12 protein-coding genes are annotated in these 16438 nt (G+C 35.8%); 8 read left to right on the forward strand and 4 right to left on the reverse strand.

The features are described 5' to 3' along the window. Positions 1-190: 190 nt before the first annotated feature. Positions 191-442, reverse strand: coding sequence for a type B 50S ribosomal protein L31 (locus CHSO_RS23585; protein WP_027375398.1), 252 nt, complete (start codon positions 440-442; stop codon positions 191-193). 183 nt (positions 443-625) lie between these two features. Between CHSO_RS23585 and CHSO_RS23590 the strand changes: the two genes are divergently transcribed. From CHSO_RS23590 to CHSO_RS23615, 6 genes are all read left to right on the forward strand, one after another. Continuing rightward, on the forward strand, positions 626-2035 hold the full coding sequence (locus tag CHSO_RS23590) for a hypothetical protein (protein WP_045501244.1): 1410 nt from the start codon (positions 626-628) through the stop codon (positions 2033-2035). Further along, the gene (locus tag CHSO_RS23595) at positions 2035-2361 is read left to right on the forward strand and encodes a nucleotide pyrophosphohydrolase (RefSeq protein ID WP_045501245.1); all 327 of its coding nucleotides are present in this window, start codon (positions 2035-2037) and stop codon (positions 2359-2361) included. The genes CHSO_RS23590 and CHSO_RS23595 overlap by 1 nt, the downstream gene beginning before the upstream one ends. Positions 2362-2435: 74 nt before the next feature. Further along, positions 2436-3662 (forward strand): 3-phosphoshikimate 1-carboxyvinyltransferase, encoded by a 1227-nt coding sequence (locus CHSO_RS23600; RefSeq protein ID WP_045501246.1) that lies wholly within the window; start codon positions 2436-2438, stop codon positions 3660-3662. A gap of 85 nt (positions 3663-3747) precedes the next feature. Then, positions 3748-4233, forward strand: coding sequence for a hypothetical protein (locus CHSO_RS23605; protein ID WP_144429025.1), 486 nt, complete (start codon positions 3748-3750; stop codon positions 4231-4233). Positions 4234-4246: 13 nt separating this feature from the next. Further along, the gene (locus CHSO_RS23610; RefSeq protein ID WP_045503288.1) at positions 4247-4927 is read left to right on the forward strand and encodes a hypothetical protein; all 681 of its coding nucleotides are present in this window, start codon (positions 4247-4249) and stop codon (positions 4925-4927) included. A gap of 249 nt (positions 4928-5176) precedes the next feature. Next, a complete protein-coding gene (locus CHSO_RS23615; RefSeq protein WP_052480750.1) occupies positions 5177-6160 on the forward strand; it encodes a phosphatidylinositol-specific phospholipase C in 984 nt (327 codons plus the stop codon). 742 nt (positions 6161-6902) lie between these two features. Here CHSO_RS23615 and CHSO_RS23620 read toward each other — a convergent pair. The 3 genes from CHSO_RS23620 to CHSO_RS23630 all read right to left on the reverse strand — a co-directional run bounded on the left by CHSO_RS23620 (position 6903) and on the right by CHSO_RS23630 (position 13293). Beyond that, a complete protein-coding gene (locus CHSO_RS23620; protein WP_045501248.1) occupies positions 6903-8729 on the reverse strand; it encodes an alkaline phosphatase in 1827 nt (608 codons plus the stop codon). A 143-nt stretch (positions 8730-8872) separates the two neighbouring features. Next, positions 8873-10381 carry a RagB/SusD family nutrient uptake outer membrane protein gene (locus CHSO_RS23625; RefSeq protein WP_045501249.1) on the reverse strand — a complete coding sequence of 503 codons (1509 nt, stop codon included), beginning with the start codon at positions 10379-10381 and terminating at the stop codon, positions 8873-8875. A gap of 23 nt (positions 10382-10404) precedes the next feature. Further along, positions 10405-13293: a SusC/RagA family TonB-linked outer membrane protein gene (locus CHSO_RS23630; protein ID WP_045501250.1), complete on the reverse strand. Its 2889-nt coding sequence runs from the start codon at positions 13291-13293 to the stop codon at positions 10405-10407. Positions 13294-13690: 397 nt separating this feature from the next. Between CHSO_RS23630 and CHSO_RS23635 the strand changes: the two genes are divergently transcribed. Together CHSO_RS23635 and CHSO_RS23640 are read left to right on the forward strand one after the other, a co-directional pair. Then, entirely contained in the window at positions 13691-14485 is a 795-nt protein-coding gene (locus tag CHSO_RS23635; RefSeq protein ID WP_045501251.1) for an SDR family oxidoreductase, read from the forward strand. Positions 14486-14585: 100 nt separating this feature from the next. After that, positions 14586-16190 carry an autotransporter assembly complex protein TamA gene (locus CHSO_RS23640; RefSeq protein WP_045501252.1) on the forward strand — a complete coding sequence of 535 codons (1605 nt, stop codon included), beginning with the start codon at positions 14586-14588 and terminating at the stop codon, positions 16188-16190. Positions 16191-16438: the final 248 nt, after the last annotated feature.

A 16438-nucleotide genomic window follows, 5' to 3' on the forward strand; every position in this document is an offset into this window, starting at 1 on the left:
GTTGGAATGGAAGATAAAAAGATAATACACAGAAAAACCCGAAGGCAACATTCCAGCAGATTTTTAGGCTTTGGCTGAAGCCAGGGGAATTTTTTGTTTATTGTAAATGGGCTAAAGCCCATTTCTATTGCATGTAAAACAAAAAAGCCTCCCAAAGATTGGAAGGCTTTTATATTGTGGTATACAAAAATTACTTAGCGAATTTTTTGTATTTGTTCATGAACTTATCAACTCTACCTGCTGTGTCAACTAATTTCACTTTACCAGTGTAGAAAGGGTGAGAAGTTGAAGAGATTTCCATTTTGATTAATGGATACTCTTGTCCTTCGAACTCGATAGTATCTTTTGTTTCTGCAGTAGATTTGCAAAGAAACACCTCGTCGTTACTCATATCTTTGAAAACAACAAGTCTATAATTTTCTGGGTGGATTCCGTTTTTCATAATGCTATTTTTAAAAAATTAAAGTTTGCTTTCGAAATAGTAATGGATATTTCTCTGCTAATTTTAGGTTGCAAAAGTACAACTTTTTTTCTAATATCCAAATACTGAATTCAATATTTTTTTCTAGATAAGAAATTCAAAGTATTTTCGTTAAATTTGGAACTTACTTAAACTTTAATTTCGATGAAATTCAAATTATTACTGGCTTTTTCTTTCTGGATGCTCCTTGTAGCAGTATCATGTAATAAGGATGATATTACCTTTGATGCTCCTTCGCAACAGCTAAGGTTTTCAAGAGACACTGTGTTCTGCGATACAGTTTATCATCAGGTACGTTCAGAAACTTACGTAGTAAAAGTATATAATAATGAAGATAAAGATATTCTGATCCCAAGAGTAAATCTTGAGAAAGGGGCTACATCATTATATAGAATTAATGTAGATGGAAAACCGGGATATGATTTTAAGGATGTTCCGCTAAGAAAAAAAGACAGTTTATATATCTATGTAGAAATTGCCCCTCAGGCAACAGGCCCTGAAGCTATTGCTGAAGATAAAGTGATTTTCACCGGTCCTGCCGGACAACAGCATGTTACTTTATTCTCGGTAGTTCAGGATGCGGAGTTCTTTATTGAAACTCCTACCAATCCTAATGTGATTACAAGTTCTACTACATGGACCAATAATAAGGCGAAGATTATTTACGGAAACCTTACCCTGGATAAGAATGTAACCTTAGATATAGACCCGGGTACAAAAGTATATTTCCATAAAAACAGCGGAATGAAGGTTTCGTCAAATGCAGTTTTAAATATTAACGGAACTCTGGACAAACAGGTTATTCTTCGTGGTGACAGAAATGATCCTTATTATGATACGATTTCTAAAAACTGGAACTCCATCAAAATGGAACCTAATTCTATTCTTAATATGAACCATGCAAGGCTATTCGGCGGAACAAGAGGACTTGAAATGAAACAGACTACTGCCAATATTTCCAATTCATTCATCCATACTTTCTTTGAATACGGAATCTATGCAGTAGGTTCTGCAGTAAATGCAAATAATCTTGTAATGAACAACTGCGGTTTATCATGTATTGGAATTTTCCTGGGTGGGAAGCACAGCTACACCCATGCTACTATCGCCAATTATTCTAAATCAATGAACTCCTTTGACAGAAAAGGAATTTTTGTAACGAATGAGTGGAAAAACAATGCTGGACAAACAGAACAAGCTGCATTACAGCAATTTAATTTAAGGAATAGTATTGTGTATTCTGACAGAGATAATTCGGTTCAGTTTGAACAGACACCGGGTCAGCAATTTGAATATTTGATTCAAAACTGTTTATTAAAATATTCAAGTACCTCTGAAGCAGGCTTTACCTTCGATAATAATGTAAATGTGGTACAGAGCATCAAAAATGAAGATCCACAGTTTATGAATTATTTCATGGCCAAAATGAATTTAAGAGTAAAAACAACATCTCCGGCCAAAGGAAAAGGAAATACTACTGTAGCGGGAACTGTCCCGTTTGATATTGTGAATGAATCAAGAACTACTAATCCTACGATCGGAGCTTATCAATAATGGAAATTACTCAATTACAACAGCAGGTTGACGAATGGATCAAGACCATCGGTGTAAGATATTTTAATGAACTGACCAACATGGCTATGCTGACTGAAGAAGTGGGTGAAGTAGCCAGAATCATCGCCAGAAGATATGGCGAGCAGAGCGAAAAGGAAAGTGATAAAAATAAAGATCTTGGTGAAGAACTGGCCGATGTACTTTTTGTAACCTTATGCCTGGCTAACCAAACAGGAGTGAATCTACAAGATGCTTTTGACAGGAAAATGAAGATCAAAACAGACCGCGATAAGGAGCGGCATCAGAATAATGAAAAATTAAAATAAAATTCCTCGTGTCATATTTCAGATGTGGATAAAAGATCTGAAATATGACATGAGGTTTAAAATATGAAGAAATAATGAAGAAGCTAGAAAAATCAAAATTAATCGGAAATAAAACAGTACAGATCAGCGGTTCGAAAAGTATTTCGAATCGTTTATTGATTCTGGAAAGCTTGTTTAGCAATATAAAAATCGGGAATTTATCCAATTCTCAGGATACTCAACTGCTGAAAAAGGCATTGTCTGAGGTTACAGATGTGGTAGACATTCACCATGCGGGAACAGCTATGCGTTTTCTTACCTCCTACTACTCTATTCAGGAAGGAAAAACAACTATTCTTACCGGATCAGGGAGAATGAAGGAGAGACCAATTAAAAATTTGGTGAGTGCTTTGAAGGATCTTGGCGTTGAGATTGAATATTTGGAGAATGAAGGTTTTCCTCCTTTAAAAATTACAGGAAAGAAGATTACCCAGACTTCTGTAAATGTTCCGGCGAATATTTCCAGCCAGTTTATTACTTCCCTGCTTCTTATTGCAGGAAAACTTGAAAATGGTTTAGAGATTAACCTTGTGGGTGAAGTTACATCAAGATCTTATATTGAAATGACGCTTGATATTCTGACAAGATTTGGAATTAATAACAGCTTTGAAGGCAATACCATTAAAGTAGAACCATTCAGGCCAAATCATGAATCTTCTGCAAAGAGCTATGAAGTGGAAAGTGATTGGAGCTCTGCTTCTTACTTCTACTCAATCTGTGCATTGGGAAGAGAAACCATTCATCTGAAAAGCTTTTACCAAGAGTCTACTCAAGGAGATTCAGCCATTGCAAAAATTTATGAGGATTTCTTCGGAATTAAAACTACCTACTCTGAATCTGAACATCAACTGACTTTGGAACCTCAGCCTGATTTTTCTTTCCCTGAAAAGATTATCCTAGATATGAATAACTGTCCGGATATTGCACAAACACTTTGTGTAACGGCTGCAGCATTAAAGATCCCTTTTGAAATTTCAGGATTGGGAACATTAAGAGTAAAGGAAACGGATAGACTCCAGGCTTTATATAATGAACTTAAAAAATTGGGTACTGAAACTGAAATCAAGGATTTAACCATTAATTCTGTGAGTTTCGGAGAACCGGAAGAGCATATTTCAATCAAAACATATCAGGATCACAGAATGGCCATGAGCTTTGCTCCTTACTGCCTGATTGGAGAGCTTTATATTGAAGATGAAAATGTAGTAGAAAAATCTTACCCAATGTTCTGGGAAGATCTTGCCAGTATAATGACGAAATAATTTGAAAATCTGAAAATGTAGTAATTTGAAAATGGATAAATGGTTCTTGTTTCCAATTACTGCATTTATATATAAAACTATAGCCATGAAATATCTATTCTTATTCCTATTTTCTATCCCAACAGTTCTTTGGTCACAATATCTGAAATCTAATGAAGAAGTTGTCTATTCTTTTGATACCAAAGCCGGAAAGAAAATGGTATTAGTAAAGGATAAAGGGAATCAATATATTCAGTACAGATTCGGGAGTAAAAACCAGGTAGAAATGGAATTTCCTTCGGAAAGAAATAAAGACAGCTGGAAACAATTCAAGTATAAATCTTATCACAGAGGTGGAGGGAAACGAAATGCAGGAATGGATTTAGAATATCTTACCTTTTTAAATAATGGTTATACTTATACACTTTTCAAATCTTACTATGCGGAAGATGGATCACTTTCTACAGGAATCACAGTGATAGATAGCAAAGGAAAATCAACTGATATTACGGGAATTTATAAAAGCATTAAAGGCTGCCTTTGCAATCTGGAAGATATAGAATTGATTGAGAAAGATGACTCTGGCCTGTAATTCTACTATTATTATGAAGAAACTACTTTCTCTTATTGTCATTTTTCTTATCACTGGTTTTCATTCCCAAAACCTGAAAAATTTTTCTATTCCAAAAAATTATAAAAAAGTTACTGAAATAAAAGGAGATTTAGATAAAGATGGAAAAGATGAAACGGTTCTTGTATTTGATACAGACAAAACAGCATCTGATTATGAAAGAGCTCCCGGAAAAAAAGATTATAAAAGAATCTTTTACGTCTTAAAAAATGAACAGGGACAGCTTAAGATCTGGAAAGAGAATTCTATCCTGCTCTATTCAAGCGGAATGGGGTTTTATCCTGATGATAATATTCTCAACATTCAGATAAAAAACAATTGTCTGGTAGTAGAGCAACAATTTTCCACCAACTCAAGACATAGCCAAACCAGTAAACATACTTTCAGATTCCAGAACGGGGATTTTTACCTGATAGGTTCATATGATAATTTTGCTGATAACTGCGAGTTTGATTTCACCAATGAAGTCAATTTCTCTACAGGAAAAGTTATTGTTGACAAAGAATACTCATCATGTGATGATAATACTAAAATACCGGAAAACTTTCACAAGGAATTTACTCATAAGCTTAAGACTCTTATTAAAATGGATGATTTCAGAATAGGAAACCATAAGCTAAAAATTCAGGGTTTAAAAGAAGATTTTGTGTTTTAAGAAAGCAGCGGAATGATGGAAGTAATATCACGCAAAAATTACAAAGTAAATATTTGATTGGCCATTAAACCTTATAAAAAGGAGGCACATCCCCTTTTCCAGATTAGAGTACTCCCCTCTTCCATCATCCAGCTTCCCACCTTACCGCACAACAACTTAATTATCTTTTAAAGTTAAATTAACTCTTACTTGCTTGACATATTCTTAATTTTAAATACAATTAAAATATAAACTATGTTCAAGCCCTCAATGAAATACGTAAAAAACTTTACGCTGAGTATTGCCACCGCAACCGTTTTCTTTTCCTGTTCTGAAGGAATGGTAGAAAGAGATTCTAATGAAACAGGTCTTACATCTGTAACTAAAGCAAGTTATAAAATGGCATCTGCGGTTCCTGTTGAAATGAACAGCTGGATGGCTGGGTTACAGGATAATATTTCGCTTTCAAAAATCTCAATTCCCGGGACACATGATTCCGGAGCGCGTATAGATACCCCCGTAGTAACAGGTACAGCAAAAACACAAGATCTCAGTATTGCTGAACAGCTGAATGCAGGAGTTCGATTTCTGGATATCCGTTGCAGACATATTGATAATTCATTTACAATCCATCATGGTGCAATTTACCAGAATTTAAATTTTGATGACGTTTTGAATGCCTGTTATGCATTTCTTGAAAATCATCCGTCGGAAACCATCATCATGTCTGTAAAAGAAGAATATGACGCCTCCAATACAACAAGATCTTTCGAAAGTACTTTTGATTCTTATATTCAGAAAAATCCTTCAAAATGGGATCTTGGAACAAACATTCCAACGCTGGGAGAAGTAAGAGGAAAAATCAGATTATTGAGAAGATTTTCAGCTGGAACAGCTAAAGGAATTAATGCTACTTCATGGGCAGATAATACAACCTTTGAGATTAATAATCCGGGTGCTCAGCTTAAAGTTCAGGATTATTATAAGGTAACCAATAATGATGATAAATGGAATGGCATTTCCAATCTGTTTAATGATGCTAAAAACAGTAATAGCGACAGACTTTTCATCAATTTCACCAGTGGTTATAAACCGGGAATCTTCGGAATCCCAAGCATTCCTAACGTTTCCAATGCTATTAATCCGAAACTTAAAACATTCTTCCAAAGCAATACAAAAGGATCTTATGGAATCATGCCTATTGATTTTGTCAATGCGGAACTGGCGGAACTGATTGTAAAAACTAATTTTTAGTGTAGTTAAATATAAAAACGGTAACCATGAAACTGTCTCCTTTTTGAGACAGTTTTTTTATTTACGCTCGCAGATTGAGCAGATTATTTGTTAGGACATAATAATCAAGTCTATAATTTTGCTATCCACAAACATCTGTGGAAATCCGTGCAATCTGTGGGAAATAAAATTTTACAATTCACTAAGGATGATAATTAGACCCAATTGTCACCATGAAGCGGTCTCTCTTTTGAGGCAGCTTTTTATTTACTCTCGCTGATTAAGCGGATAACACAGATTATTTGTTAGGAAATAATAATCAAGTCTATAATTTTGTTATCCACAAACATCTGTGGAAATCCGTGCAATCTGTGGGAAATAAAATTTTACAATTTACTAAGGATGATAATTAGACACAATTGTCACCATGAAGCTGTCTCTCTTTTGAGGCAGCTTTTTTATTTACTCTCGCTGATTGAGCGGGTAACGCAGATTATTTGTTAGGACATAATAATCAAGTCTATAATTTTGTTATCCACAAATATCTGTGGAAATCCGTGCAATCTGTGGGAAATAAAATTTTACAATTTACTAAGGATGATAATTAGACCCAAAAGCCTTACACCCTTAAGTTCATTTTAAGTGGCAAACAAGTACTCATAAGTTTTGAAAATCTTACGATTTTCGTTTTTGTAGTTTGCAGCAAATAAAAATGTCGTCCTTAACAATTAAAGACGACATATATTTAAAAAAATCTATACAACTATTTTTCAATGCCGTAAGCTGCCATAATTTTGTTGAAAATTTCTGTATTTTCAAATAATCCTGTAAATTCTTTGGAATTCGGACCATAGGCAAAAACACTTGAAGGAATAGAAGTATGATCGTTGGTACTGAAATTTCCGAATACCCAACCGTCTTTCAGGCTTCCATCCAAAAGGGTTAAACCTCCGGTTTCGTGATCTCCTACAACTACTACCAACGTTTCTTTGTTTTCATCCGCAAACTTCATAGCTTTTCCAACCACATGATCGAAATCCAGCAATTCGGTAACCAATTGTTCTATATTGTTACTGTGTCCGCCACCATCGGTTTGGGAAGCTTCCACCATCATAAAAAATCCTTTCTTATTATTTTTCAGATCATTTAAGGTTAGATCGAAAGCATCAGCAAGCCAATTTCCTCTTCCGTTGGTTATTCTCTGTGAAGCCAGAGGATCAATAATCAATGTTCTGTTGTTACTTTTTTCTGTTGATTTCAGGCTATGATAAATATCTACTTTTGCTTCTTTCAGTTTCTGCTCTGTATCCTGTGTTAATCCACTGGTAGGACCACCAATAAGGATTTTAGCTTTAGAAGCAGCAAAATCTTTCAGAATAGGTTCAGAACTGTTTCTGTTATCAGAATGAGCGTAAAAATCTGCCGGAGTTGCATCTGTAACATCACCAGTAGAAATTAATCCTGAAACTAACCCCTTGGCTGCAATAATATCAGGAATCTGCGCAATAGATTTACCGGCACCATCCACACCTACAAATGTATTTTTAGTTTTCACCCCTGTTGCAAATGCAGTAGATCCCGGTGCTGAATCAGTAACATAAGCATTGGACGAATTGGTTTTGGATAATCCCGTAGACTTCATATTGAATACATTCAGCTTTCCTTTATTGGCGGTAAATGCAGCATAATATTGTGGTAAAGAAGTACCATCCGGAATCAAAAGGATTACATTTTTTACTTTTTTGCTGATACCATCTGTTTTATACGTTGGTGTGTAAGTCGCATATTCCTTAGTATTTTTATAGAAATTCTTTGGAATGGTATTCATGAATTTTTTAAGATCCGGAATATGATCGGTATTAATATAATCCACACCCATGTCCATCAGGTTTACCCACGCATTAGGAAAGTCAGGAGCGCCATAAAAACGCATTGGTTTTTGTTGAGCATGGGCTTTATCTACAGCTTTTTTAATTTTCTCTGTTTCTTCATCTCTTGGAATACCTTTTCCATTCCATTTTACAAGTTCCGGTAAATCTGCGCTGAACATTCCGATTCTTTTTAACTGATCGGCAGAATAGTCTTTGCTAAGATCTCCATCGAAATAAAGATAATTAGGATAGTTTTTAAAATCACCCGGCTGAGGTCTTCCGCCCGTAATTACAATTTTCACCCCTGAATTGCCCGTAATTTCAGGATATTTTTTCAATGTATTGACCAATGCCGTCAGCGTTGTTTTATAATCCTGTTTAATATCGATCAACAGCTGCAGCTTTTTGTTTGTATCCTTATAAATATTTCCTTTATTCTGTTTTATCTGTTTTGAAATATTGTCCAGATAAAGATTTTCCAGTGTCCTGTCTGCAGAAAGCTCCTTTTCTGTATGGGCTACCCAAAGTTTACCTTTCACCAGAAAAACATCTGCCTCAATGGAACCAAAGTTGGCATAATAGGCCTGCCAAAAAGGAATTTCCTGCATATAATCATTGTGAGAATGGGCATTCTCTACATTATAATTCAAATAATTTTGTGCCTGATTTTCAGAAAAAACAGCAAGGGCCAGCAAACCCAATATTTTTGATAGTTTCATTCGTAAATTTTATAGTTTTTATTAGGTTGAATAGAATCGTTCACATAGCTTTAAACATCAGTATTCCATACTCCCTTTTAAAAAGACTATATCATCACAGAGTTCCTGCAATGATATAGTAAATAATATATAAGGTTGCCATTTTACCAACCTTCATTTTGTTTAATAACACCGTGGCTGTTCACAATCTCAGCCTGTGGAACTGCCCAAACATTATGAACAGCCGGATTAAAGCTTCTTGGTGCCCAAACTTCTTTTCCATCCATCCCATGAAGTGACTTGGCATATGTTGCCTGTGCATCTCCCCAACGAACAAGATCTCTGTGTCTGTCTGCCCACTCACCGGCAAGTTCGCAACGTCTTTCATGTTTCAGATCTGCCAGTGTACATCCTGTTTTAGGAGCTAAACCTGCCCGTTTTCTGATCATATTGATTTCCGTATCTGCAGGCTTACCCTGCATAATTAAAGCTTCAGCCTTCATAAGAATCACCTCAGCATAACGCATAATGGGAACAGCAAGATCTGTACAAGGATAATCTCCATTTCCATTAACATGCCCAGATTTCAATGGGTATTTGAAAGGATCCATATATTTATTAAACTGAGCTTTTGTAGCTGAATTCGATGTACTATACGTTCTTACCTGTCCATTAAAGGTAAACTGATCACCTTCTTTAAGAATGGTTACATTTCTCCTAAGATCTCCAGCTTCGAACTCATCATACAGTTCTTTTGTGGGCTGAAAATACCCCCAGCCGTTATAGTCTCCCCAACCTTTATTTTCAAGCATTACTCCAGGAAGGATACTTCCAACCCCCGTAAACTTAGGAGTACTGGTAACAGACCAGATATATTCTGTACTGAAGTTATTTTCAGCCTTGAAAACATCTGCATAATTACTCAGAAGATTTCTATTGCCTTTTGTCATCACTTCATTAGCCCAGTATTCTGCGTTATTCCAGTCTTTCATAAACAGATATACTTTAGCCAACAATGCCCATGCAGCTGCTTTATGCGGCCTTCCATAATCTTTGGCGGGAAGTTCTGCCTGACTCGGCAATAATTCTGCTGCTTTTTTCAGATCGGCCACGATATAGTCGTAATTCATCTTAACATTTGCCGCTCTTGGAATTGGGTTTGGATCCGGTTCTTTGGAACGGTCTATAATGGGAACTCCGGCTTTTTCATTACCATAGTTAGAGGCTAGCTCAAAATACATTCTACTGCTCATGAATAAAGCTTCTCCCAAATATTGATTTTTAATGGCCGCAGAAGTCTGGATATTATCAATATTACGGATTACACGGTTAGCTACTCCAATGACATTGTATCTTTTGTTCCACTGCGTTTCAAGATCACCTGCTGCAATATAGTTACTGCTGAAGTTTTTAGCATTATCTGCTTCACCTCTTATTCTTCCGGTAACCATATCATCACTTGCATTGATGAACCAGAAAAGCCCTCTTCCGTAAAACTCACTATCAAACAAAGGTTTGTACATGGCATTAGCACCAGTAATCAAATCATTTTCTGTTTTCCAAAAACTGGCTTCTGTGGGTGTTCCTTCCGGCTGAACATCCAATTCTCCTGTACATGACAAAAGCATGGCGGATATTCCTGATACTAAAAATATTTTATTGAAAAATTTCATTTTTTTACTTTTTTGATGTTAAATTATAATCCTACTTCCACTCCGAATATGAATGAACGGGCCTGAGGATATCTACCTGTATCTACGCCATAAGAATTCATTCCTACTTCAGGATCAAAACCTGTATATTTTGTAATGGTGAATAAGTTATTAGTGGTGAGATAAATTCTCACTTTATTCACATCCAGTTTCCTGTAAAGTTCCTGTGGTAATGAATACCCGATAGTAAGGTTTTTAAGTCGTAAATAAGAACCATCTTCTACGTAGAAGTCTGATACTTTAGAATAGTTACCACTTGGATCTCCCTGTGCCAGTCTTGGAATATTGGTATTGGTGTTTTGCGGCGTCCATGCATTAAGAATATCTCTTTCCATATTGTAGTTCTGCCCTGTCCCTCCCGGATTCAGAGAGATAAACTTCAATCCGTTGAAAATCTTATTTCCGTATACCCCTTGGAAGAATACATTCAGATCAAAGTTCTTCCACGTCATATTATAAGAGAATCCATAAGAGAACTTGGGATATGGGCTTCCCAGATTTACAAAATCATTGTTATTAAGAGCTCCCGTATTTCCTTCTTTTTTCAGGAATTTAATATCTCCGGGCTTAGCATTAGGCTGGATAAGCTGGCCATTTGCATCTTTATAGTTTTTAATTTCTGCTTCAGACTGGAATATTCCGTCTGTTTTATACCCATAGAAAGAATAAAGAGGATCTCCAATTTTTACACGAGTCGGTTTCAGCACTCCTCTCACTCCATTATCGTTGATAAATATTTCATCTACATCCGCCAACTGCTTCACCGTGTTTTTTAGTTGACTAAAAGTAGCTCCAATAGAATAGGTGAAATCTCCGGACTTTTTGCTGTTATAATTGATTCCTAATTCATATCCTTTATCCTGAAATAATCCAGCATTTACATACTGATTATTATAAGTGGATGTACTTGGTAAGTTTACTTTAAAGATCTGATCTTTGGAATTTTTCACAAAGTAATCGAACTGTAAAGAAAGGCTGTTGTGGAGGAATGAAGCATCTACCCCAAAGTTCGTTTGCTCAGATTTCCCCCATTTCAGATCCGGATTAGGACGTGTGGTAGCATAATAGGCAATATTCTGAGAAGGATCCTGCCCGAAAACAATATTGTTATCTCTGGTCATTAACGGGTTTACTGCTTGTGGAGAAATACCTCCCAGATTCCCCAAAATACCGTAGCTTCCTCTTAGCTTTAGGCTTGAAAGCCATGCAATATTCTGCATAAAGTTTTCTTTAGAAACTACCCATGCTCCGGAAAGGGCATAATAGTTCGCAAAACGATTCTGCTTGGCTACCAGAGAAGATCCGTCTCTTCTTCCCAATACGCTCACAATATATTTTCCGGCATAGTCATAGTTTACTCTCGCCAGATAAGATACCAAAGCCTGTTTGTATTTATAACTGGAAACTTCCTTATTGGTATCTGCTGCATTCTGCAGATGTTGGAAAACTTCTGCCTCACTTCTGAAATCATATGACCTTGCCAGGAATCCTTCTTCAATTGTTTTCTGGAAAGTAAAACCACCAAGGAAGTCAAAATTATGCTTACCCGCAGCAACTTTATAAGTTAAGAGCTGTTCTGCCAAAGCAGTGGATGAATTGTTGGATTGATATTCCAGATTATTGGCATCAAAGATTTTTCCAATCTCAAGAACCCTGTATGTAAAGTTCTTTACATTTCCAAGATTAAAGGTTTGTGAAAAGTTAGATCTGAATTTTAAGTCTTTTGCTAAAGTAATCTCTGCATAAGGATTAATCAAAATCTCATGAGTAGGATTTCTCAAGTTGATTCTTTTAAGATAAGCAACCGGGTTAATCATATCTCCGTATCCACCTGCCACATCAATCGGTAATCCTGAAAAAGCTCCTGACGGTGTATACACAGATACATTTGGTGGATAATACAAAGCTGCTACTAAAGCCCCGGTGTAACCACTCTTGGTATCTGCGGTATTTCCATCTGAGTAGTTATAATACATATTTTCCCCGATGGTTAACCAATCTTTTACTTTATGTTCAGAATTAACTCTGAAGTTATATCGTTTTGCCTGTGTATTTAAAAGAATACCTTCAAGGTTTCTGTGATTCATCCCTACAAAGTATCGGGACTTCTCATTTCCGCCACTAAGGTTCATATTGTATTCCTGAATGGTTCCTGTTCTGAAGATTTCCTTCATCCAGTCTGTCTTGGTAACTCTTCCTTCCGGATATAAAGCAGGGTTGAAAGCTTTTGGCAAATTGCCAAGTTTGTCTGCATTGCTAAATGCCTGATACATGACATCCTGAAATTCTGCAGCATTTAAAGATTCTTTCAGTCTCCATGCCTGGTTAATTCCGTATTTTACATCAAAATCTACACTAAGACTTCCTTTTTTCCCTCTTTTAGTGGTAATAAGAATAACACCTCCTGAAGATCTTGCTCCATAAATGGCTGCAGAAGCATCTTTAAGAACAGAGATGTCCTGAATATCATTAGGATTAATAGATGGTGTTCCGTTAAAAACTACTCCATCCACCACATACAGAGGAGTTTCACCATTAATCCCTCCCAAACCACGGATATTTACTTTAGGTGAGCCATTAGGGTCCCCACCTTCATTCACAACCGTCACTCCGGGAGCTTTTCCCTGAAGAACTTCTCCTACTCCGGATAAAGACCTGGAAGTAAGTTTATCCAATGAAGCCTCCGTAACAGCACCGGAAACCTTGCTTTTCTTTTGTGTTCCGTATCCAACAACAACAATCTCGTCAATGGATTTTTCTTTTAAACTGTCTTTTTTTTGAGAGAGGAACATCGGTGAAGCTGAAATTGCACCAATAAGTAATACCCTACCCGTTAAGTATGTTACTGAGACAGGGATTTTAAATACATTCATGACATCCTTTTTAATTAGACGCAAAATTAGAACAGCTCTGCCCGCTGTTACATTAAGATTTCCTTATGTATTTATTAAGAAATTTTAGTTTTTCACCACTCCTGGATTCTTTACTCTGAAATTATTCCTCTTATTTTCAACACTATAAATGAATAAAATAATTATTCTATTGATATTCTCTTCATAACTGATATTAACTTTATTTTAAGTTTATAACCCAACTGAGACAATAGACTATAATGAAACAGCAGATTTACCTCTTTCCTGCCGGAAGTATTCCATGGTAATAAATGACAGACTTCCCTTTTCTTTTTTTACATTTGCTGAAAATAGATTTTCCTTCTCACAGATTATTAATGGATAGGAAAAATAAAACTCATAAAATCGTACGAATTAAATGACCATTATCATTACAGGAACCTCATCAGGAATTGGATTTGCTTTGGCCGAATACTTCGGTAAAAAAGGGCACAAAGTCTATGGTTTAAGCCGAAAACACACAGAAAGTCAATATTTCAGATCTATTCCAACTGATGTTACTGATAACCACGCAATTCAAAATGCTATTGCTGAGGTACTGAAAACAGAAACCAGAATTGATGTTCTTATCAATAATGCAGGAATGGGAATGGTAGGTGCTGTAGAAGATTCTACCAAAGAAGATATCCTTAAACTCTTCAGTCTTAATCTGGCTGGGCCTGTTCAGATGATGAGCGCAGTTCTTCCAACAATGAGAGAGCATAAGTTTGGAAAGATCATCAATGTTTCCAGTATCGGAAGTGAAATGGGACTGCCGTTCCGTGGATTTTACTCTGCATCGAAATCTGCTTTAGATAAAGTAACGGAAGCCATGAGGTATGAAGTGTATCCTTGGAATATTGAGGTATGTTCGCTGCATTTGGGTGATATTAAAACCAATATTGCAGACAACAGGGTAATTGCTAAAGTTTCCCAACCATATAAAAATGTTTTTGATAAAGTTTATGCTTTAATGAATTCCCATGTTGATGAGGGAACAGAGCCATTGGAAGTAGCAGAATACATTGAAAAACTTTTAGGAAAGAATAAATGGAAAGCTCATTATTATTTTGGTAAATTCGGGCAGAAAATCGGAGTTCCTTTGAAATGGATTCTTCCACAGGGAACTTATGAGAATTTAATGAAGAAATATAATAAACTGGATAAAAATTAGTTGATTGATAGAACGCATTTTCATTCTGAACAGAATAAAATGCACTGAAGAATCTTTTTGTATTTTTCACAAGCCTTCAACTTATATTCGGAATCACCAATTGAAGTTATTTTTAAAAATATTTTTTGTCCTGTTCTGCGTTTTTACACAAGCGCAGAAAAAACAGTATTGGCTTATTGATACCGAAACCAAGGTTAGGAAAAAAGTAAAAGATTCTACCTCTGCCGTAAAATTTCTGGATTCACTCGCTCAAAACAATTATTTTTTCACTCAGCTGAAAGACGTAAAAGTAAAAGGTGACAGTACAGAGATTTTCTTTGACAAAGGAAAGAACCTTAATGAAACCTACGTAAACCTTTCTGATTCCATTGTTCAGAAGCTCAAAATTCAGAAGGATTTTTTTACAAAGAATCTAGATTCTACCAAGAAAAGCATCAATAAAAGTTATATTGATGATGGGTATTCTTTCAGCAGAATAAAATCCAAATACAAAGGTCAGAAAAACGGATTTCCAATTGTAGAACTTGATATCAATAAAAATGATAAAAGAACGATCAATGGATTTGTAGTAAAAGGTTACGAAAGAGTTCCCAAAAGATTCATCAAAAATCTTGAAAAAGAATTCAAGGGAAAGAATTATGATGAAAAAAACCTGCTGGCCATCAACAAAAATTTTCAAAGCCATCCTTTCGTGATGCTGGATCGGCAGCCACAGACCTTATTCACCAAAGATTCCACCAATATTTATCTGTTTTTACAGAAGAAAAAGACCAATACCTTTGATGGGGTCATTGGTTTTGGAAATGATAAAACGGATAAGTTCACATTAAATGGTACCATGAATGTGAATTTCAGGAATATGTTCAATGGTTTCGAGACCATTAATTTATACTGGCAGAGAAACCCCGATAAAGGACAAAATTTTGACCTCCAGGTAGACATTCCTTACCTTTTTAAATCCAATGTCGGGATGAACACAAAGGTGAATATCTACAGACAGGATTCTACGTTTGCGAATGTAAAATTCCTTCCTGCATTTTATTACCATATCAACAACCGTAACAAAATTGGGCTTCGCGCCACATTAGAAACCTCAACCGTTATAGATTCTCTTTATGCAATCGGAAAGGACTATAACAAAAAAGGGATCGGGATCTGGTTTGAAATGACTGAACCTACCGATATTGATCTTTTTCTTTACAAAACAAGAATCAATGCCGGATACGATTATTTAACAACAACTTACACCAAAGGAAATATAAAAGCTGCCCAAAACCAATTCTATTTCTCCGGAGAGCATAATTACCATATTTCAGGAAACCATTTCCTCAATATCAAAGCAGAAGGGGCTATGATGGATTCTAAAATTGAGTTCTCTGCCAATGAACTTTACCGTTTTGGAGGTTGGAACTCTATGCGAGGCTTTAATGAAAATTCCCTCGCCGCCGACTTTTATTATTATGGAAGTCTGGAATACCGTTACCTCATCGGCAATCAGGCTTTCTTCGACCTCTTTGGACAATATGGACAGCTCAATAATAAATCATTGAATGTAAAACCTAAGCTCTACAGTGTGGGACTCGGTTTCAACTTCTTCATTCCGATCGGATTGATGAGCTTCCAGCTATCAAATGGTAATGAGTTTGGAAATCCGTTTAAATTCAACGATATCAAAATCCACTGGGGAATTCTGAGTAGGTTTTAGAGAGAAAGGAAACTTGAAGTTACTATAAGGTTACTATTTTCAGTAACAGCCCTGCGATTAAAAGCTAATAGAACCTATTTCCGTTATTTTTAAGACTTCAATAGCTTCCAATTTCCAGCCATATTAATAAAACAAAAATCTCTATACAAAAACCCTTCTCCACTTTACCATTTCATTAACTATTTCTGTTAAAAAATACATAAATCGTATTTTTATTTTAATATGAACTTAAAATTCACGTAATAGTG

Source organism: Chryseobacterium sp. StRB126 (genome assembly GCF_000829375.1).
Lineage (GTDB): Bacteria > Bacteroidota > Bacteroidia > Flavobacteriales > Weeksellaceae > Chryseobacterium.

What these genes read in the sequence shown, in the direction of transcription:
- CHSO_RS23610 (WP_045503288.1), top strand. Translation starts at nt 4,247, where the DNA reads ATGAAGAAACTACTTTCTCTTATTGTCATTTTTCTTATCACTGGTTTT.
- CHSO_RS23590 (WP_045501244.1), top strand. Translation starts at nt 626, where the DNA reads ATGAAATTCAAATTATTACTGGCTTTTTCTTTCTGGATGCTCCTTGTA.
- CHSO_RS23635 (WP_045501251.1), top strand. Translation starts at nt 13,691, where the DNA reads ATGACCATTATCATTACAGGAACCTCATCAGGAATTGGATTTGCTTTG.
- CHSO_RS23625 (WP_045501249.1), bottom strand. Translation starts at nt 10,381, where the DNA reads ATGAAATTTTTCAATAAAATATTTTTAGTATCAGGAATATCCGCCATG.
- CHSO_RS23585 (WP_027375398.1), bottom strand. Translation starts at nt 442, where the DNA reads ATGAAAAACGGAATCCACCCAGAAAATTATAGACTTGTTGTTTTCAAA.
- CHSO_RS23600 (WP_045501246.1), top strand. Translation starts at nt 2,436, where the DNA reads ATGAAGAAGCTAGAAAAATCAAAATTAATCGGAAATAAAACAGTACAG.
- CHSO_RS23605 (WP_144429025.1), top strand. Translation starts at nt 3,748, where the DNA reads ATGAAATATCTATTCTTATTCCTATTTTCTATCCCAACAGTTCTTTGG.
- CHSO_RS23620 (WP_045501248.1), bottom strand. Translation starts at nt 8,729, where the DNA reads ATGAAACTATCAAAAATATTGGGTTTGCTGGCCCTTGCTGTTTTTTCT.
- CHSO_RS23615 (WP_052480750.1), top strand. Translation starts at nt 5,177, where the DNA reads ATGAAATACGTAAAAAACTTTACGCTGAGTATTGCCACCGCAACCGTT.
- CHSO_RS23595 (WP_045501245.1), top strand. Translation starts at nt 2,035, where the DNA reads ATGGAAATTACTCAATTACAACAGCAGGTTGACGAATGGATCAAGACC.
- CHSO_RS23630 (WP_045501250.1), bottom strand. Translation starts at nt 13,293, where the DNA reads ATGAATGTATTTAAAATCCCTGTCTCAGTAACATACTTAACGGGTAGG.